Origin of the sequence: Iodobacter sp. (assembly GCF_025352645.1) — a bacterium.
Lineage (GTDB): Bacteria > Pseudomonadota > Gammaproteobacteria > Burkholderiales > Chitinibacteraceae > Iodobacter.
This window is the reverse complement of sequence record NZ_JANXSO010000076.1, coordinates 14850-32402: the sequence shown is the minus strand read 5'-3', so window position 1 is coordinate 32402 and position 17553 is coordinate 14850. Positions and strand designations below refer to the sequence as shown.

Below are 17553 nucleotides of genomic sequence, written 5' to 3'. Positions count from 1 at the left end.
GCCCTTGTGGTTTTTTTCAACAGGCTATATTCGCCAATATTCGCAGGCATGATGCTGCCTTGGATTAATAGCTGCGGGCATTCTTTGCCACGGCCTATTTCAAAGCGTTCCACCCTCATTGTGGTGTAGTAGTGGAAGTTGCCTCTTTCGTGCTCACCTAGACCAAAGCTAGCTAGACACTGGGTTTTATCTAGCTGAGTAGCTAAATCCAGCATCATGGGTTTATAGCTTTTGCTGTAATTTAAGCCGGATAGCAGCAGGCTAAAGACCAGCCCGTAGCTCATGACCAGCACGGCCAGCCAGCGCACTGCGCCTTGGTGCTTGGCCCACTGCGGCGCTCGCCAGGCTAGACTCCACACGATAATGGTGAGTGCGAGTGCGGACAGCACGCCCAGCCAGTTTGGCTTTTCTGCAAAACCCGGTAAGAAATGCAGCAGGCGAGCTTGCAAGGGCAGGCCGAAATAGAGGGCGGCCCATGCCCACCAAAGTAGTAAGGCACTGACGGCTACTAAGCACAGGGCTACAAGGCCAAAGCGGCGCTCGAAGGCGGCGGGGACGCTGGATGCTTGTGCGCCCATCCATACGGCAAACGCCACGACGGCGGGCACGGCGTAAAGCTCCATCGAGGTTTTTGCCAGCGACAAGATGGTGTAAGTCAGAATACACAGCAGCGCTGCCGGGGCGGCGTTTTTAAATGCGTCCAGCCGCTGCCGGAAAAACAGTACCGGCAGATAAAGAATCAGCGGGAAGGCGTGCCAAGGCAGAATCTTTAGATAAAAGCCCCGCTCGTATTCCGGGCCAAGATTATTCTGCCCCAGAAAGCGCCCCAGATTATTCACCCAAAACCAAGTGTGAAATAACTCGGGCGAGGCCAGCCATAAGCGCCATGGCCAGATCAGCCACCAGGGCAGTGCGGCCAGCAGAGCGATGCTCAGCGTCAGTAAATAGGCTTTTTGCCGGTAAGTGCGATCAACAATCGGCAGCAGCAAAGCCGCCAAACCAAGGCAGCCCGGCCCCAATAAACCCTTAGTTAAAAACGCCATTCCCCAAGCAGTGCCCAGCAGCAGGCCGCTGGCGAGTGACCGGTTTGGAAAGATAGAGAATGCGTAGAGGGCGATGGCAAAGCTGGCAAATAAGGCGCTATCGGTCAGGATATGATGGCCATTGCCAACCAAGCCCAACGTGCCTGCCAGCAAAATGGCGGTGAGCCATGCGGCTTGCGATGGATTATTCGATCGGCTGCGGGCAGCAAATTGCCCTGAGGCCAGAGCGGCAAAGATAAAAGTCAGCGCTATATAAAATGCCGCGGCCAGCCTTGCCGCCGCGTGCACAGGCAGCCAAGTAAATACATAACGAGAGAAGCCAGCTGCCGTCCAGAAAAATAGCGGCGGCTTTTCCATAAAAGGCTCGCCAGACAGCATCGGCACCAGCCAGTTATCCCGCAGCGTGTATTCATAAACTAGGCCAAGGATATAGCTTTCATCAGGCTTCCAAGGATCGTGCGGGGCGAACGAGGGCCAGAACCACAGTGCAAGTAAGGCCAAACAAGCCGTTTTCCAAATGGGCCAGTTAACTCTAAAACTCATCCCTTGTCCCCCCAGCGCTTCATCAGCTGATGCGGAATTTGGAACTGATCCAATATCCTTGCCACCACAAAATCAACTAAATCGGCGATGGTTTTAGGGTGGTGATAAAAAGCCGGATTAGGCGGCAGGATCACCACACCTAGCCGAGCCAGCTTAAGCATATTCTCCAGATGCAGCACCGAAAAAGGTGCTTCACGTGGAACAACGACTAATTTTTTGCCTTCCTTAATCATCACATCCGCAGCGCGCTCTAATAAATTATCCGAAGCGCCCACCGCAATCGCCGATAAAGCGCCCATGGTGCATGGGCAAACAATCATGCCGTCACCTGGATTAGAGCCGGATGCCATAGGGGCAAACCATTCTTGCTGGCCAAAAACTTGCAGCTTCGATTCATCAGTAACGCCATAGCGCTGGCGAAAAAGCACCGCCAGATCGGCCGCACGCGAAGGCCAAGTTTCATCCAGCTCTTGCTTAGCCACAATTTGCGCCGCTTGGGTATAGAGCACATGCACGGTGCAACCCGCCGCCAGCAAGCATTCCAGCGTGCGCAGGCCATAAGGCAGGCCAGATGCGCCAGTAAAAGCCAATGTTATTGTTTTCATTTGAAACCTATTAAAACTGCGAAATACTTAAAGGTCTGTAGACTCAGAGAACACAGAGAAAACCTAGCCCGATTAGCAAAATTATTCAGTTAACCTTGATAGAGCGCTAAGCCTTAAACCACAGAGCAAAACGAAGACGCAAAAGCCACAGAGAAAACCATCGAATCTATCGTTTCCTCTGTGAAACGCTGTGATTCAAGATTTTGCTCTCTCAATATTAAGCTGAAGCATCTTTGTTAACTGAAAGCAAAAAGCTTCTTTCTATGTGATTTGCATTCTTTCTTCTCTCTGTTCTCAGATTTTTTTGAATTTATTCATGGGCCAGCAGCTTTGCTGCAATCACGCCGTTTACCAGCCCAAACACCAGCGCCGCAGCCGCAAAAATGGGGACAAGATGGATGATGCCATTATGCGGAATCAACCAGAGCCGCGCCAATAATAGCTGCCCTGCCATATGCGCAAATGCCGCCAGCAAGGAATAGCTTACTGGGCCAAACCAGCGCTTAGGCAAGCCAGAAGCCAGCGCAAGTGCCAGCAAGCTGCATAGCCCGCCCGTTAGGCTCATAGCAAAGCCTGGCGATAGAAATCCGCCTAAGGCAATGGCACTACCCATAATTCTAAGCAGGCAAATCCATGCCGCATCCCGCCAGCCAAAGCGCCATAAAGCAATCAAGGTGATGATATTAGCCAGCCCAGGTTTAATCCCTGGGATAGGCGAAGGAATGCCCGCCTCTAATACTGATAGCGCAATAGCTAGCGCGGCATAACGGGCAATGCGTACATCGTCCAAGCTGGGCTTAAGGCGGATTTCAGTAACTGAGGCTGTCGAAGTCATGAGGGCGAGCACCTAAAAGCTCAATGCTAATTCGATTGGGTAAGCAAATCGCCATTTGGCCCGCCTGATCCAACCAGCCCATTCGCACACAATATTGGCGAGGGCTTGGGTCGGCGCTAATTCGCACTCGGCCCGCTTTAATCTCAATTAAGGTCATTCCAAGTGGGCCTGCTACCTGTAACTTTCGCTCTGCACTTAAATCTACTTCAGCAAAGATTTTGCCCTCTTGGTAGACCCGTACCCGCGTGGCACCATCCTGCTGCCAGCTCCATGCCGCTAGATAGGCCACCAAGGACAAAGCTAGACAAAAAAACGGCCAGTCACCTGGCCGCATTATTTTATTACTCCCTCTTCCCTCTCCCATAAGCGGGCGAGGGAGAAAATCAGTACCTGCACCGCCGTCTATTTTAGCCATGCTGCTCACGGTGCCTGAGCAACACCTGCCTATGCTCAGCAAAGTGTTGGGCTAATTGCTCCGCTAAATAAACCGAGCGATGCTGGCCGCCTGTGCAACCAATCGCCACCGTAATATAGCTGCGATTATCTGCTTCAAACTCGGGCAACCATGCTTGCATAAAGGTTTTGATCTGCTCTTGAAACCGCCCAACCACCGCTTGCCGCTGCAAAAAATCAATCACTGGCTGATCTTTACCCGTAAGCGGGCGCAAGGCTTTGTCGTAATAAGGATTAGGCAAGCATCTGGCATCAAACACAAAATCAGCATCAAGTGGCAAGCCATGCTTAAAGCCAAAAGATTCAAAAATCACAGTAAGCTGGGAGCGATCTAAGGCCACAAACTGGCGAATCCAGCTGCGCAGCTGATTGGCGGATAAATCACTGCTGTCGATACGATGAGCCACTTCAGAGAAATCAGCCAACATCTCTCGCTCTAGGGCGATGGCCTCGCTAACGGTTAATTCACCACTGGATAAGGGATGGCTGCGCCGCGTTTCAGAAAACCGCTTCACTAGCGTTTCATTATTGGCTTCTAAAAACAGCATTTGCACGTCTAGCCCAAACTCAAGCAGGGCTTCTAGATGATTGGGGAAGCTGGCAAAGTTATGTGCGCTGCGCACATCCACAGAAATAGCGACTTGTGGATAACCATCCTCATCCAGCAAAGCCACCGTCTGCGGTAATAAAGGCGCGGGCAGATTATCGATACAAAAATAACCTAAATCTTCTAGAGATTTAAGTGCAACGCTTTTACCCGCCCCTGATAAGCCAGATAGCAAAATGAGCTGCTGACGACTCATTCGCCCATCTCCATAAATTTTTGATGTCTTTCAATAAATTCACGCGTGGAATCGATGCCGCGTAATTGCAAAATATAATTACGCACCGCAGCCTCAACCAAGACCGCTAAATTTCGACCGGCCGCCACAGGAATCACTAATTTTCGGATCGGCACGCCCAGAATATCCTGCGTGGCCGCCTGCATTTGCAACCTATCCATCGGGGCCAGCTTTTCTGCCCCCGCCTTGGCCAAATGCATAATCAGCTTTAAGGTTTTACGCGGCCTAACCGCCGTTTCACCAAAAATAGTGCGGATATTCAACACGCCAATTCCGCGCACTTCCAGAAAATCGCGCAACATCGGTGGGCAACGTCCTTCCAGCGTTTCTGGATTGGTGCGATACACCTCAACCACATCGTCGGCTACAAGACCATGCCCACGCGAGATCAGCTCCAGCGCCAGCTCGCTCTTACCCATCGATGATTCACCCGTCAGCAGTACACCCACTTCGAGCACATCCAAAAACACCCCGTGCAGATGTGTCGAAACCGCCAGCGCTTTTGATAGGTAATAGCGCAGCACATCCATCAGATAGGGAGATTGCTCAGGTGAAGTGAGCAGCGGCACATGAAAGCGCTCGGAAGCTTCGCGCAGGCAATCGCCCACAATCTGGCCATTGGCCACAATCACCGCCGCCATTTCATTTGAGAACAATCGGGCGAGTGATTCTCTTTGCGCCTCAACGCTAAGCTGCAGCAAATAAACCGTTTCTGCCACCCCAAGCACCTGAATGCGGTTGGGGTGGATAAAATTCAGGTGGCCGACTAAAGACAGGGTTGGCTTTTGCTCAGACGCATCATTAGATAACAGATTATTTGCGCCAGATTGCCCTGCAACCCAGGTTAGGCGCAGTTTTTCGGCGTTATCAATAAAAAGTTGTCTAACTGAAATCTGTGGCATAAGGCTCCCAAGTGCTGATTAACTTCCAGATTTGCCCTGGCTCCGTTGCTGCCAGCAAGCTCTCACGCAATACTTTGTCTGAGAAAAGCTGAGCTAATTCAGACAAGATTTGTAAGTGCAAATCGGTAGCGTGTGCGGGCACGAGCAAGACAAACACCAAGGAAACCGGCTTGCCATCGGGCGCATCATAAGGAATGGCCTCGTCTAAACGCACAAAAGCACCGGTTGCTTCTTTTAGGCCTTTAATGCGCCCGTGTGGAATAGCCACGCCTTGACCAAGGCCGGTGGAGCCGAGTTTTTCTCTAGCAAACAAGCTATCAAAAATAACGCTACGGGCAATGCCGTGGCTATTTTCAAATAGAATCCCTACTTGTTCAAAAATACGTTTTTTACTGCCGACTTCCATATCGAGGAAGACATTGCCGCTTGGCAGAATTTGGGCGATCAGACTCATTGTAGGCAGACCAAAACAAGGACGACAGCTATTGTAGCGCCGTAGCTTGAAAACAAAAACGGGAACCCGAATAAACCGGTTCCCGCTAAGGTGAAAGAAATCGCTTTATTCAGCGCTAGGTTGATGCTGTTTGATGGATTCGTTGCGATGATCCATTGATTTTTCTTTGTGCTTTACAACTTGACGATCAAGTTTATCTGCCAAAAGATCAATCGCTGCGTACATATTTTCATCCGTTGCTTCAACGTGGATATCGCGTCCGCGAACATGAACGGTAGCTTCAACTTGGTGTTGCAGTTTCTCCACGGAGAGGATGACATTAACGTCAATCACATTATCAAAGTGCCTGATAACCCGCTCCATTTTACTGTTCACGTACTCACGAATGGATGGGGTTACTTCAAGATGATGGCCACTGATATTCAAATTCATAGGGTTACTCCTTCCGTTGGGGCCTTACAAACTTTTGCGCTGACTTACTGGGTAAATCTGCAACGCCTCACGGTATTTGGCAACGGTACGACGCGCTACCACAATACCTTGGGCGGATAATGCTTCTGCCAATACGCTATCACTTAAAGGTTTTTTCTTATCTTCTTGCTGCACCATCTGCTTGATCAAAGCTTTGATAGCGGTTGCAGAACATTCGCCACCGGCGTCTGTGTCTACATGGCTACCAAAAAAGTACTTAAACTCATACAAACCACGCGGCGTTAACATGTATTTTTGCGTGGTGACTCTAGAAATAGTTGATTCGTGTAAATCGAGCTCTTCTGCGATATCCCTCAACACCAAAGGGCGCATCGCCACTTCACCGTGTTCAAAAAATGCCCGCTGCCGCTCTACAATCGCTGTTGCTACTCGTAAAATCGTATCAAAACGCTGCTGCACACTTTTTACTAACCAACGCGCTTCTTGTAACTCGCGGGCTAAATGAGCACCATCGCCTTTTTGTAAGATATCTGCATAAAGCCGGTTCACGCGTAATTTTGGCATGGATGCATCGTGTAATCTAACCCGCCAAACCCCGCGTATTTTTTGCACAACCACATCGGGGCTTACATATCTTGGCGAGGTTACAGACCACTGTGCACTCGGCCTTGGGTTTAAACTTACAATCAATTCTTGTGCAGCTTTTAACTCAGCATCCTCGCATTTAAAGGCTCGTTTAAGCTTAGTGTAGTCCCGTCCAGCTAATAAATCGAGTGAATTTTGGGCAATTTTCAAGGCTAAATCTTTAGCGGCACTCGGCGGTTTTTGGCGCAACTGTAAGCATAATGAATCGGCAGTATCCCGAGCACCAACGCCTAAGGGCTCTAAGTGCTGTAAGCGGACTAAAGCAATCTTTAAGTCATCAAGTTCGAGTTCATAATCTTGGATAAGTTCCTCTGGCAGCTGAGAATAGACTTCATCTAAGGGCTGGGAAAGAAAACCATCATCATCCAAAGCTTCAATTAACATCAATAATAAAGACTTATCCCGATGCGGCAGTTGCAGCAGGCCTGCTTGCTGTAGCAGGTATTCACGTAAATCTAAATCACGCGCAATATTGGTGGCGGGGTCAAAATCATCGTCGTCATCTGAGCCACCATGACTCGTACCCTCCCAGCGCAAACCATCATCATCCCCACCCATTTCCCACTGTGGCTCGGGCTGCTCAACTTCCCCTGCGGGGGCTTCCTCGCCACGCTCCAGCAAAGGGTTGTCATTTAGGTACTGCTCAAGCTCTTGCTGAAACTCAAGCGTAGAAAGCTGCAGCAGCTTAATAGCCTGCTGCAATTGTGGCGTGAGGTTTAGTTGCTGGGAAAGCCGCAGCTGCAGGGTTTGTTTCATTTACATACGGAAATGTTCACCGAGATACACTCGACGCACACTTTCATTAGCCACAATATCTTTTGGAACACCTGACGCCATCACCGCACCTTCCGAGATGATGTAAGCACGATCACAAATACCTAAGGTTTCACGCACATTATGATCAGTGATGAGCACACCGATTCCACGTTGCTTTAAAAAACCAATAATACGTTGAATATCCATCACGGCAATCGGGTCTACCCCTGCAAATGGCTCATCCAGCAAGATAAAGCGTGGGTTTGCTGCAAGTGCGCGGGCAATTTCTACCCGCCGCCGCTCACCACCTGATAAGCCCATCGCACCAGCATCCCGCAAATGGGCAATATGTAAATCATTGAGCAGCTCATTGAGGCGAGTATCAATCTCAACACGATTTTTGCAGTGCAGCTCTAGCACTGCAGTAATGTTTTGCGCCACCGTCATTTTACGAAAGATAGATGCTTCCTGAGGCAAATAACCTAAACCTTGCCGTGCCCGCTGATGAATGGGTAAATGGCCGATATCCTCGCCATCGAGCATAATCCGCCCGCCATTCATCGCAACTAAACCCACCAACATATAAAAGCTAGTGGTTTTGCCCGCGCCATTAGGGCCTAGCAAGCCAACCACTTCGCCACTAGAAATTTCCATAGTGACATCACGCACTACGGTACGTTTGCCGTAGCGTTTTTCTAGCTGTTCTGCGCGTAAAGAACTACTCATGGAGCGGGAGCCTTTTTCGGATTGATCACGATATTCACCCTGCCACCTTCTGTTTTACTCTGCGCTTGGTAGGCTTCATTGTTTAGATCGTAGGTGATTAAATCGCTATAAATTTGATCTTCGCCCCGCTTCACCCAAGCTTTATCTAACAACTTAAGAATGCCAGTACGCCCGTCGTAATCAAAGCGCTGTGCTTCTGCATCCACCCACTCGTTACCGCCATCCATTTTTTGCCGAAACCGCACAGGGCTGCCATTGCCTGTCACAAACTGGTTGCCCGCTTCATCTTGGCGCACGGAGAGTTTATCGCCACGAATGCTTAGCGTACCTTGAGTCAGCACCACATCATTGGTGCAAACGCTGGCCTGGGTTTTTTGATTCATCACGCAATTTGCAGCGGCAATTTTAATAGGTTTTTCGCGGTCGGTTTTTTCTGCATGCACCGGGCTAGCAAGCAAAAACAATAATACGGTGTTAAGGGTTACGAAGCGGTTCATAGCTCATCCTGACTTTAGATTTAAGTTCCAGTGTTTCGGTATTAGAATTAGCAATAAAACCCACCGACTCAACAACGTAAGTGCCCATTACGGCATGGGCAGGGGCATCTGAGCTGGCAATGCCCTGCTGTGGTAAAACCTGCATATCTCGGCCATTAATGACTAACTCGGCCTGTGTGCCACTGGCAGCGCGCACCATTTTAACCGGCCCAGGAAACCAAACCTCACTACCACGCTTAATTGACTTAGCCCGCTCGCCAGTCACATCCAAACGGGGTTGTTCTGGCGCGGTATAGCGCAAGTGAGGATTTTCTAGCCATGTGATATCACCCGCAGGTAAATGAGAAACATGAGTGGCAGTAAGCTGGGAAACAGGACGGCCATCCTCTCCAAAACGCACAGCGGTGGCTCTATCAACCAACATGTCTGGTTGATCAGAATTCACCGCGTATGCCGTACTAGGCAAGGTAGCTGCTCTATCAAGCAACCAAGTTAACCCGCCCAGCAGCAACACCAAAGCCAAGGGCAGCAGGCGAGTAGTACCACGAACAGCCATTAGGCGAGGTACGGCGCCATAGCGGCATCAAATGTGCCTTGCGCCTGCATTAGATATTCACAGACTTCACGCACAGCACCACGGCCGCCTTGGCTACCGCTAATGTAATGAGCATATTTACGCACTAATTGTGGAGAATCAGGCACGGCTACGGCAAAGGCCACTCTACGCATCACGGGTAAATCGATCACATCATCACCCATATAACCGCAGGCATCCGCGCTAAGGCCAGCAACCTTTAATAGCTCTTCAAAGCTTACGCCTTTATCGTGAGCGCCTTGATAGAGGTAGTCTACACCCAAGTCTTTGGCGCGTTTTTCAACCAGCTTAGAAGTGCGGCCGGTAATAATGGCTAGCTTTACCCCGCTGGTGCTCAACATTTTTAAACCATGGCCATCTAATGAGTTAAATGCTTTTAACTCTTCACCACTATCGCTGTAAAACAGGCTGCCATCGGTCATTACACCATCAACATCAAAAATCATTAAGCGAACCGCTTTGGCTTTATCTGTCATTATTTTTCCTTTATTCATCCCTGATTATGTCTCTTGCTCAAGCAAACTCAAAAAAGAGCGTTTGTAATGGCCTTACAAAAGCATAAAACAGTCTAATGCCTTCAATAAACTCAGGCTAACCGGCGAAAATTTGAACACGAGGCATAAGCCGTTTTTATGTTTGCTGATTTTAAACGACACGAGCGCGTAGTAGGTCATGCATATTTATCGCACCGACCAATACTCCAGCTTCTAGCACCAATAAACCATTGACGCGGCGTGCGTCCATTTGCTGCACCGCTTCGGCAGCTAATTTGTGCGATTCAATCGTTGCCGGTGCTAAAGTCATCACCGTTGATACGGGAGTATCACGCACATCGACGCCCTGATCCAGTGCGCGGCGCAAATCGCCATCGGTAAATATTCCAAGCAGCTTACCTGCAGCATCCACCACGGCGGTCATTCCCATGCCTTTCTTGCTAATTTCTAACAGGGCATCTCGCAGTAATACATCTTGCTGCACCACGGGCAAAGCGTCACCGGTATGCATTAGATCGCGTACCAGTACCAATAAGCGCCGCCCTAAGCTCCCACCTGGGTGGGACAAGGCAAAGTCTTCAGCCTGAAAGCCACGTGCCTCTATTAGCGCTACCGCCAGCGCATCACCCAAGGCCAATGCGGCGGTGGTACTTGCCGTTGGGGCAAGGTTCAACGGGCAAGCCTCTTGTGTAACCCCTGAATCTAAATGCACGTCCGCTTGCTTGCTTAAAGTAGATTGCTCATTACCCGTCATGGCGATCAAGGGGATGCCTAAACGCTTCAGGCTGGGTAACAAAGCAATCACTTCGTCACTTTCTCCTGAATTAGACAAGGCCAGCACCACATCGCTGCGGGTAATCATGCCTAAATCGCCATGCGCAGCTTCAGAAGGATGAACAAAAAAAGCTGGGGTGCCCGTACTGGCCATCGTGGCGGCTATTTTTTTAGCGATATGCCCTGATTTGCCAATACCAAGCACGATAACTCGCCCTTGGCAGGCTAGAATCAGCTCACAGGCAGTGACAAAACTGGGATTGAGTCGATCGGCCAGAGCAGAAACCGCTTCGGCCTCAACTCGCAATACGCGCTTGGCGCAGTCGAGGATAAATTTGGCATTTTTCATATGCGCGAAAGTATAAGAGATGCAGCCCCTCTCCCGCCACCTGCGTCTTCTGGCAATATGCCAATCAAGATCAATAATGGTGCATAAAACTTATGCACCACCCAGTATTTAAGGTAAACAAGGGATAGGGAGGGAGTACGCAATCAAGCTAGTATTTAAATCAATCCCCCTAAGGTCTGTTGACGTTTCATTCACGGCTGCGTTCGCTGCAGTTTTGGGGCTAAACAAGGCTAGCAAAACCAAATACACATGGTCAGTAAAATGCACTCAACGCCCCCAAGCCACTGCTTAGCAGTAGGATAAAGCCAACCAGCCATTCGCCAGTTCCTTCGAGCCCTATGTCCATCCAGCTATCCTCATTACTGCTTTTGCTTGCCGCCGCCGTACTTACGGTGGTGCTTTGTCGTCGCTTAAAGCTTCCTGCCATGCTGGGCTACTTAGTTGTTGGCCTACTGATTGGCCCCCATTCCCTTGGTTTTATTACGAGTAGCGACGAAGCCACCCACCTTGCCGAGTTTGGTGTGGTGTTTCTGATGTTTACCTTGGGGCTGGAGTTTAACCTTGCTCGCCTCAATGCCATGCGCCGCATTGTATTTGGCTTAGGTGCCATGCAAGTACTGACGATGGTGGGTGTAGTGATGGTAATTTGCTTGATAGTCGGCCTAGATTGGAAGGTGGGCTTAGCATTGGGTGGCGCTTTATCGATGTCATCCACGGCCATGGCATCTAAATTGCTGGCTGATCGCAACGAGCTGCACGCGCCGCACGGCCAAAACGCTATCGGCATTTTACTCTTTCAAGATTTAGCCGTAGTGCCGTTTCTGATTATGATTCCGGTACTGAATTTCCCAGGGAATGAGCTACTGATGGCGCTGGGTTTGGCAGCGCTAAAAATTATCGTGGTCTTACTGGTTTTGCTCTACTTTGGGCAAAAACTGATGCGGCCTTGGTTCAATATGGTGGCAAGGCAACACTCCAGCGAGCTATTTATGCTCAACCTTTTGCTGGTGACTCTAGGGATTGCCTGGATCACCGAGCTGGCGGGTTTATCCCTCGCTTTAGGTGCGTTTTTAGCCGGAATGCTCATTGCAGAAACTGATTTTCGCTACCAAGTGGAAGACGATGTCCGCCCCTTTCGAGACCTACTGCTTGGGCTGTTTTTTGTGACGGTAGGGATGAATCTGGATTACTCGGTACTGCTAGAGCAATGGTGGCGCGTACTCTTAGTGCTGGCCCTGCTTGGCCCAGGCAAAATCTTACTGATTGCTGGCCTTTCCAGAGTTTTTGGCAGTACGCCTGGCTCATCTTGGCGCACTGGTTTTACCCTTGGGCAGGGCGGCGAATTTGCTTTTGTTATGCTGGCACTGGCATCCAAAAGCCAACTACTTCCTGATAGCCTCTTGCAAACCACTATCGCGGGCATCGTATTATCGATGCTGATCACCCCCTTTTTAATTCAACACTCAGACAAAATAGTGCTGAGACTTGCCCGCTCAGAGTGGATGAATTTAGCGGCCAATTTGCACCAAATTGCCGTACGCAGCATGCAAAGCCAAGGCCACGTTATCTTGTGTGGCTATGGCCGAAGCGGCCAATCTTTAGGGCGTATTTTAAGCCAAGAAAATATCGGCTTCTTTGCGCTAGATTTAGACCCTGATATGGTCAGAGAAGCCTCTGCCGCGGGCGATTCGGTAGTGTATGGCGACGCCGCCAAGCGTGAAGTATTGATGGCTGCTGGGCTTATGCGCGCCAGTGCCATTGTGGTGACCTACGCCGAAACACATTCCGCCATGCAGATTTTAGAAGTGGTACACAGCATTCGCCCCGATTTGCCAGTGATTATCCGCACCCAAGACGATAGCGATATTGACCAGTTGAAAGACGCAGGGGCAACTGAGGTGGTAGCCGAGATCATGGAAGGCAGCCTAATGCTGGCGTCGCACACCCTCATGCTGTTGGGCGTGCCGCTCAATAAAGTGGTTTACCGTGTGAGAGAAGTACGGGAAGCGCGCTATCAACTGTTACGCGGTTTTTATCGTGGCGTAAGCGAAGACGCAGAAGACAGCGACCGACCACAACCGCGCCTGCATACCATTTATCTTTCCAATGACGCCGCCGCCATTGGTAAACATATGGGTGAATTACAACTCGATCAGCTGCATATCGAGGTACGCAGCGTGCGCCGCCGCAATATGCGCCCCATCCAGCCCGATGCCAGTTTTGAATTACAAGCAGGTGATATTTTAGTGCTATTAGGGGAAAGCGATAATCTAGCTGCCGCCGAAATGCGCTTACTGCAAGGAAATTAAGCAGAATCACGTGAGCACGGGGGTCCAGCATTTAAGCTTTTAAAACATTGACTTACATCACGCAAAACCTGACTATATGCTGTCGCATTTCTTTTTTACAAAGATAGAAGTGCGAAGCCTTGTAGCGGACTAACACACCGTTTAGGCCGCTTGCATCCTTACCAAGGAGGTCTGTATGCGTAGTCATCGCCTTACCCAGCTTACCTTACTCATTTTATCCGCCACTCTCTTTAGCCCAGCCCCAGCGGCAGAAATCAGCCCCGAGCTGCAAAAAGCCGCCAGCCAGGCCATGCTCTTGCAGCTACAGCCCACCGTCCAGCAGGGGATTCTGGTTGAAATCCAAAAAACTAACCCTGATAAACAGTGGGTTTTGGGCAGTGCCACCCTTATCCTGCCCTCGCACCTTGACGATGTACCCGAAACACGGCTGTTTATGGCGCAATACATTGCGAACCACTGGCGGGTCGCCATCGAGGGTAGCGGGCAATATGGGCAATTGCTGGAACAAGCACCTGATGCACTCTTTGCCCCCAATGAAAGAAAGCTGCTCCTGCAATCCCAGAGCGTTAATCAACGTCAAAAACGCAGTGCACCACTGGCAGAAGTACAGACAGGGCTTGGACTACCTTGGGTAGAGGGCACCGCATGGCGGCTAACAGGGGGGCCGCATGGCGATGATCAAACCAGCCGCCCGTTTAATTCTCTGGATTTTGCAGGTGGCAATGGCAGAGTACTGGCCCCGCGTGATGGACTCATTTATCAAAGCTGCTTACGTAATGGCAGCGGGCTGATTACCCTTGTTCACGACAATGGTTTCACTAGCAGTTATTACCACATGGAGAATCTAACCAATCTGGGCAATGGCGCCACGGTCAGCAAAGGCACTTATCTGGGGAAAATTGGGATGGGCCTGCCTTGCGGTGGCTCCACCACAGGGCCGCACGTTCACTTTGCCCTAAAGCAAGGCAGTAATAAAACCCCCGTTGATGGCAAGGTAATTGGTGGCTGGTTATTTCGTGAAGGCAGTGCCCCTTACCAAGGCTATGCCTCACGCAATGGTAATCGCGTCAATGTAGGGGGTGAACTACTCAACTTTGGCGCGGGTAGCACCTTGCCTTCAGGCATAGCCACACCAGGCAACAATGAGAGCAGCGTTAATCTGCGCCAGTCTCCCTCGCTCAGTTCCACCATTGTTGGCTCATTACGAAAAGGTGAAACCGTCACCATTGCTTGCACTACTCAAGGTGACTGGGTAGATGGCGTATGGGGGCCAACTCAACTCTGGAACCGCCTAAGCGCAGGCAGCTGGATTAGCGATGGCTTTATTGATACGGGAAGCAACCAAGCAGTAGCGCCTCCTTGCTAGGGTCTGTTGACGTTTCATTCACGGCTGCGTGGCTACAGTTTTGGGGCTGAACAAGGCAAAAATTGCGACATGGCACGAGTACCATTAGCGATTTTTAACGCTGTGCAGCCCCAAAAATGTAGCCACCCCTCCGCGTGCGAGAGTTTTTCCTCGCCCAGCGATGGGGCTGAGGCGGAAAAGGGCCATCCACGGCGTTATGCTCCTCGGTAATAACCCGTTATTACCTTCGTCGCATGCCTTGTGCCTAGCCCTTTTCCGCCTCAGCGCAATTGTGAATGAAACGTCAACAGACCCTAGCCTAAGCAAAAAAAATCCACGCAAAGGCGTGGATTTTTTACTTTAAGTAGCGCAATTACTGCCGGTTAAATTTTGGGCGCTTCCCCAACTTCACCGTTAACAATACAGGCGAGCCCTTGCGGAACAGCTGCATCACGACCTCGTCTTCTGGCTTAAATGCAGCAATCAAATTCAGCATTCCAGAGGCATTTTGCACTTCATCACTACCAATTTTCAGCAGGATATCGCCAGGCTTTAAGCCTGCTTTATCTGCAGGGCCACCACGTACCACACCGGCTATCAAAGCCCCTTTGGCTTCGGCCAGATGAAAAGAGACCGCCATCTCAGTCGTGACCTCTTGCATCTCTACCCCTAGCCAACCCCGCGTTACACTGCCGTCTTTAATCAATGCATCCATGATTTGACGGATAGTAGTTGCCGGGATTGCAAAGCCTATCCCTAAGGAGCCGCCTGTTTTAGAGTAGATTGCAGTGTTAATGCCAACTAAATGGCCTTTGGTATCCACCAAAGCGCCGCCAGAATTGCCCGGATTAATTGGCGCATCGGTTTGAATAAAGTTTTCAAAGGTATTGATGCCCAATTCAGACCGGCCTAAGGCAGAGATAATCCCCATGGTCACCGTTTGCCCCACGCCAAATGGATTGCCAATCGCCAATACCACATCGCCAATTTCTGCTTTTGTCCCATTGGCAAAAGTAATTGCAGGTAAATGATCTAACTCGATCTTAATTACGGCTAAATCGGTATCAGGATCTGCCCCTATCAATTTGGCGGAGGCAGTTCGACCATCCGACAAAGCCACCTCAATCTCATCAGCAGACTCAACCACATGATTATTGGTGATGATATAACCTTGATCAGAGACAATCACGCCCGAGCCTAAGCTAGAAGCACGCTGCTCGTCGCCACCTAAGCGATCGCCAAAAAAGCGCTTAAAGCGTGGATCTTGAAATAAAGGTGGCAGTTGCTTCTTCATTTCTTTGGCGGTGTAGATATTTACCACCGAAGGCATCGCCAGTTTTGCGGCAGGGCTATACGATGCCACAGCAGGGGCCGATGCAAAGTCTGAGTGATTTTGCTGCACGGCAACCACCGGCGCTGGCGCGGGTTGGCGCACTAAATCAGGACGGAGTAATGAAACAAGGAACCAGACCGCAAGACCTGCAGTCGTAGTTTGTGCAAAAATTAACCAAAGTTTTTTCATGATTTCCAAGGCGCTGTTGAAATGCCCATAGCACGACAAGATCTAGAAAATTATATCGGACAACTGCTACTTGTAGACAGTTGGCGTGACTACTGCCCAAATGGGCTACAAATTGAAGGCCGCCCCAAGGTGCAACGCATTGTCACAGGGGTGACGGCTTCCTTGGCCTTAATTGATGCGGCAATCGACTTAAACGCCGATGCATTATTGGTGCACCATGGTTTTTTCTGGAAAGGTGAAAACGCCTGCATCACCCGCAGCAAAAAGGCTCGTATCGCCAAGCTGCTCGCCAACGACATCAATTTACTCGCCTATCATCTTCCACTAGATGCGCACCCAACGCTGGGTAATAACGCACAATTGGGCCAAAGACTTGGGCTCAGTGAAACCGGACGATTTGGCGATCAAAAGCTAGCGTGGCTCGGCGAGCTAAAAACAGCCACAACTTTGGCAGAATTCACACAGCAAATTGATGCGCAATTACAACGATCTCCGCTGGTGATTGGTGCAGATGAGCGCATCATCAAACGTGTGGCTTGGTGCACTGGTGGCGCACAAAGTTTTTTCCACGAAGCAGCCACTTTAAACATTGATTGTTTTATCACCGGTGAAGCTTCCGAATTTGTCACCCACTTGGCCAATGAGAGCGGTGTAAGTTTTATTGCCGCTGGACACCACGCCACCGAGCGCTACGGCATTCAAGCACTCGGTCAGCACCTAGCCAGCCAATATGGGCTAGAACATATTCATCTTGACCTTGCGAATCCTGTCTAATGAAGCGTCTTTTAATCGCCCTAAGCTGTGCCGCCTTGCTTTCCGCTTGCGCCAGCACACCTAGCATTCAAAGCACACCGCCAACCTCAAGCAATAAAGTCCCTAGTGTCATCAACCTACCCAGCACCAGCGACAACATTATTGTGATTAAAGATCGGCCGGCCCAAGCCATTTTTGATGACATCGTGCAATATCGTAAACAAAAAGGCATGCAACTTAAGCGCAGAACTGCGCAGCGGCTAGAATTCAGCATGAAAATTCCGAACGTAACGCAGGCCACCGAAGCAAGAATGAGCTACCTACTATCCCCCTTTGATGGCGGTTTCCAACTTTCCGCACGGGTTTGGCAGATCACAGCACCAGGAACAGCACGTGAAAACGTCAGCGAAATAACCGATGCTGTGGCGGATAAAATACACGAAGAATTACAGACTTACACTCATGCCAAGGCCGCACCATAGGGCAAGGAAAGCAAGACCAGCAGGTGCATTACACTACTAATAACGCGTAAAATACCTGCAAAACTACAGACTTACGCTTGTTCTAAGCCAGAACACGGGCCTAGAGCAAAATATAATGATCGGTTGATATTGGCTATAAAGCGATATTAACTTCCACAAAACTACGTACTTACGCTTGTTCCTGGGCCCACTATCAG

19 protein-coding genes are annotated in these 17553 nt (G+C 50.0%); 4 read left to right on the top strand and 15 right to left on the bottom strand.

All coding sequences use genetic code 11. The annotated features are described in order from the left end of the window. The 14 genes from Q0R17_RS09350 to Q0R17_RS09285 form a co-directional block, all read right to left on the bottom strand. Window positions 1–1586 (bottom strand): glycosyltransferase family 39 protein (locus tag Q0R17_RS09350; protein WP_293934372.1); only part of this gene is annotated, 1586 nt, incomplete at its 3' end. Next, window positions 1583–2191 (bottom strand): flavin prenyltransferase UbiX, encoded by a 609-nt coding sequence (locus Q0R17_RS09345; protein ID WP_293934371.1) that lies wholly within the window; start codon window positions 2189–2191, stop codon window positions 1583–1585. The genes Q0R17_RS09345 and Q0R17_RS09350, both read right to left, overlap by 4 nt. Window positions 2192–2501: 310 nt before the next feature. Further along, a complete protein-coding gene (locus tag Q0R17_RS09340; protein ID WP_293934369.1) occupies window positions 2502–3026 on the bottom strand; it encodes a Gx transporter family protein in 525 nt (174 codons plus the stop codon). After that, window positions 3001–3441, bottom strand: coding sequence for a NusG domain II-containing protein (locus tag Q0R17_RS09335; RefSeq protein ID WP_293934366.1), 441 nt, complete (start codon window positions 3439–3441; stop codon window positions 3001–3003). The genes Q0R17_RS09340 and Q0R17_RS09335 overlap by 26 nt, the downstream gene beginning before the upstream one ends. Continuing rightward, the gene (gene rapZ / locus Q0R17_RS09330) at window positions 3434–4282 is read right to left on the bottom strand and encodes an RNase adapter RapZ (protein ID WP_293934364.1); all 849 of its coding nucleotides are present in this window, start codon (window positions 4280–4282) and stop codon (window positions 3434–3436) included. Before rapZ ends, Q0R17_RS09335 begins: the two co-directional genes overlap by 8 nt. Next, a complete protein-coding gene (gene hprK / locus Q0R17_RS09325) occupies window positions 4279–5223 on the bottom strand; it encodes an HPr(Ser) kinase/phosphatase (protein WP_293934363.1) in 945 nt (314 codons plus the stop codon). The genes rapZ and hprK overlap by 4 nt, the downstream gene beginning before the upstream one ends. Next, window positions 5204–5677 carry a PTS sugar transporter subunit IIA gene (locus Q0R17_RS09320; RefSeq protein ID WP_293934360.1) on the bottom strand — a complete coding sequence of 158 codons (474 nt, stop codon included), beginning with the start codon at window positions 5675–5677 and terminating at the stop codon, window positions 5204–5206. The genes hprK and Q0R17_RS09320 overlap by 20 nt, the downstream gene beginning before the upstream one ends. A gap of 105 nt (window positions 5678–5782) precedes the next feature. Further along, a complete protein-coding gene (hpf, locus tag Q0R17_RS09315) occupies window positions 5783–6109 on the bottom strand; it encodes a ribosome hibernation-promoting factor, HPF/YfiA family (RefSeq protein ID WP_293934357.1) in 327 nt (108 codons plus the stop codon). Between the two features lie 24 nt (window positions 6110–6133). Further along, complete coding sequence (locus tag Q0R17_RS09310) at window positions 6134–7510, bottom strand: RNA polymerase factor sigma-54 (RefSeq protein ID WP_293934354.1); 1377 nt, start codon at window positions 7508–7510, stop codon at window positions 6134–6136. Beyond that, entirely contained in the window at window positions 7511–8236 is a 726-nt protein-coding gene (lptB, locus tag Q0R17_RS09305; RefSeq protein WP_293934353.1) for an LPS export ABC transporter ATP-binding protein, read from the bottom strand. Beyond that, window positions 8233–8733 carry a lipopolysaccharide transport periplasmic protein LptA gene (gene lptA / locus Q0R17_RS09300; protein WP_293934352.1) on the bottom strand — a complete coding sequence of 167 codons (501 nt, stop codon included), beginning with the start codon at window positions 8731–8733 and terminating at the stop codon, window positions 8233–8235. The genes lptB and lptA overlap by 4 nt, the downstream gene beginning before the upstream one ends. Then, window positions 8711–9289: an LPS export ABC transporter periplasmic protein LptC gene (gene lptC, locus Q0R17_RS09295; RefSeq protein WP_293934350.1), complete on the bottom strand. Its 579-nt coding sequence runs from the start codon at window positions 9287–9289 to the stop codon at window positions 8711–8713. The genes lptA and lptC overlap by 23 nt, the downstream gene beginning before the upstream one ends. After that, window positions 9289–9804 (bottom strand): HAD family hydrolase, encoded by a 516-nt coding sequence (locus tag Q0R17_RS09290; RefSeq protein ID WP_293934347.1) that lies wholly within the window; start codon window positions 9802–9804, stop codon window positions 9289–9291. The genes lptC and Q0R17_RS09290 overlap by 1 nt, the downstream gene beginning before the upstream one ends. A 169-nt stretch (window positions 9805–9973) precedes the next feature. Then, on the bottom strand, window positions 9974–10945 hold the full coding sequence (locus Q0R17_RS09285; protein ID WP_293934344.1) for a KpsF/GutQ family sugar-phosphate isomerase: 972 nt from the start codon (window positions 10943–10945) through the stop codon (window positions 9974–9976). Window positions 10946–11283: 338 nt separating this feature from the next. Between Q0R17_RS09285 and Q0R17_RS09280 the strand changes: the two genes are divergently transcribed. Both Q0R17_RS09280 and Q0R17_RS09275 read left to right on the top strand, forming a co-directional pair. Beyond that, window positions 11284–13254, top strand: coding sequence for a monovalent cation:proton antiporter family protein (locus Q0R17_RS09280; RefSeq protein WP_293934342.1), 1971 nt, complete (start codon window positions 11284–11286; stop codon window positions 13252–13254). Between the two features lie 175 nt (window positions 13255–13429). Beyond that, window positions 13430–14620 carry a peptidoglycan DD-metalloendopeptidase family protein gene (locus Q0R17_RS09275; protein ID WP_293934339.1) on the top strand — a complete coding sequence of 397 codons (1191 nt, stop codon included), beginning with the start codon at window positions 13430–13432 and terminating at the stop codon, window positions 14618–14620. 352 nt (window positions 14621–14972) lie between these two features. Here Q0R17_RS09275 and Q0R17_RS09270 read toward each other — a convergent pair whose 3' ends face one another. Then, window positions 14973–16121 carry a Do family serine endopeptidase gene (locus Q0R17_RS09270; RefSeq protein WP_293934336.1) on the bottom strand — a complete coding sequence of 383 codons (1149 nt, stop codon included), beginning with the start codon at window positions 16119–16121 and terminating at the stop codon, window positions 14973–14975. Between the two features lie 21 nt (window positions 16122–16142). Between Q0R17_RS09270 and Q0R17_RS09265 the strand changes: the two genes are divergently transcribed. Beyond that, a complete protein-coding gene (locus Q0R17_RS09265) occupies window positions 16143–16895 on the top strand; it encodes a Nif3-like dinuclear metal center hexameric protein (protein ID WP_293934334.1) in 753 nt (250 codons plus the stop codon). Continuing rightward, window positions 16895–17356 (top strand): hypothetical protein, encoded by a 462-nt coding sequence (locus tag Q0R17_RS09260; RefSeq protein WP_293934332.1) that lies wholly within the window; start codon window positions 16895–16897, stop codon window positions 17354–17356. Before Q0R17_RS09265 ends, Q0R17_RS09260 begins: the two co-directional genes overlap by 1 nt. Window positions 17357–17553 lie beyond the last annotated feature (197 nt).

What these genes read in the sequence shown, in the direction of transcription:
- Q0R17_RS09345 (WP_293934371.1), bottom strand. Translation starts at nt 2,191, where the DNA reads ATGAAAACAATAACATTGGCTTTTACTGGCGCATCTGGCCTGCCTTAT.
- Q0R17_RS09340 (WP_293934369.1), bottom strand. Translation starts at nt 3,026, where the DNA reads ATGACTTCGACAGCCTCAGTTACTGAAATCCGCCTTAAGCCCAGCTTG.
- Q0R17_RS09335 (WP_293934366.1), bottom strand. Translation starts at nt 3,441, where the DNA reads ATGGCTAAAATAGACGGCGGTGCAGGTACTGATTTTCTCCCTCGCCCG.
- rapZ (WP_293934364.1), bottom strand. Translation starts at nt 4,282, where the DNA reads ATGAGTCGTCAGCAGCTCATTTTGCTATCTGGCTTATCAGGGGCGGGT.
- hprK (WP_293934363.1), bottom strand. Translation starts at nt 5,223, where the DNA reads ATGCCACAGATTTCAGTTAGACAACTTTTTATTGATAACGCCGAAAAA.
- Q0R17_RS09320 (WP_293934360.1), bottom strand. Translation starts at nt 5,677, where the DNA reads ATGAGTCTGATCGCCCAAATTCTGCCAAGCGGCAATGTCTTCCTCGAT.
- hpf (WP_293934357.1), bottom strand. Translation starts at nt 6,109, where the DNA reads ATGAATTTGAATATCAGTGGCCATCATCTTGAAGTAACCCCATCCATT.
- Q0R17_RS09310 (WP_293934354.1), bottom strand. Translation starts at nt 7,510, where the DNA reads ATGAAACAAACCCTGCAGCTGCGGCTTTCCCAGCAACTAAACCTCACG.
- lptB (WP_293934353.1), bottom strand. Translation starts at nt 8,236, where the DNA reads ATGAGTAGTTCTTTACGCGCAGAACAGCTAGAAAAACGCTACGGCAAA.
- lptA (WP_293934352.1), bottom strand. Translation starts at nt 8,733, where the DNA reads ATGAACCGCTTCGTAACCCTTAACACCGTATTATTGTTTTTGCTTGCT.
- lptC (WP_293934350.1), bottom strand. Translation starts at nt 9,289, where the DNA reads ATGGCTGTTCGTGGTACTACTCGCCTGCTGCCCTTGGCTTTGGTGTTG.
- Q0R17_RS09290 (WP_293934347.1), bottom strand. Translation starts at nt 9,804, where the DNA reads ATGACAGATAAAGCCAAAGCGGTTCGCTTAATGATTTTTGATGTTGAT.
- Q0R17_RS09285 (WP_293934344.1), bottom strand. Translation starts at nt 10,945, where the DNA reads ATGAAAAATGCCAAATTTATCCTCGACTGCGCCAAGCGCGTATTGCGA.
- Q0R17_RS09280 (WP_293934342.1), top strand. Translation starts at nt 11,284, where the DNA reads ATGTCCATCCAGCTATCCTCATTACTGCTTTTGCTTGCCGCCGCCGTA.
- Q0R17_RS09275 (WP_293934339.1), top strand. Translation starts at nt 13,430, where the DNA reads ATGCGTAGTCATCGCCTTACCCAGCTTACCTTACTCATTTTATCCGCC.
- Q0R17_RS09270 (WP_293934336.1), bottom strand. Translation starts at nt 16,121, where the DNA reads ATGAAAAAACTTTGGTTAATTTTTGCACAAACTACGACTGCAGGTCTT.
- Q0R17_RS09265 (WP_293934334.1), top strand. Translation starts at nt 16,143, where the DNA reads ATGCCCATAGCACGACAAGATCTAGAAAATTATATCGGACAACTGCTA.
- Q0R17_RS09260 (WP_293934332.1), top strand. Translation starts at nt 16,895, where the DNA reads ATGAAGCGTCTTTTAATCGCCCTAAGCTGTGCCGCCTTGCTTTCCGCT.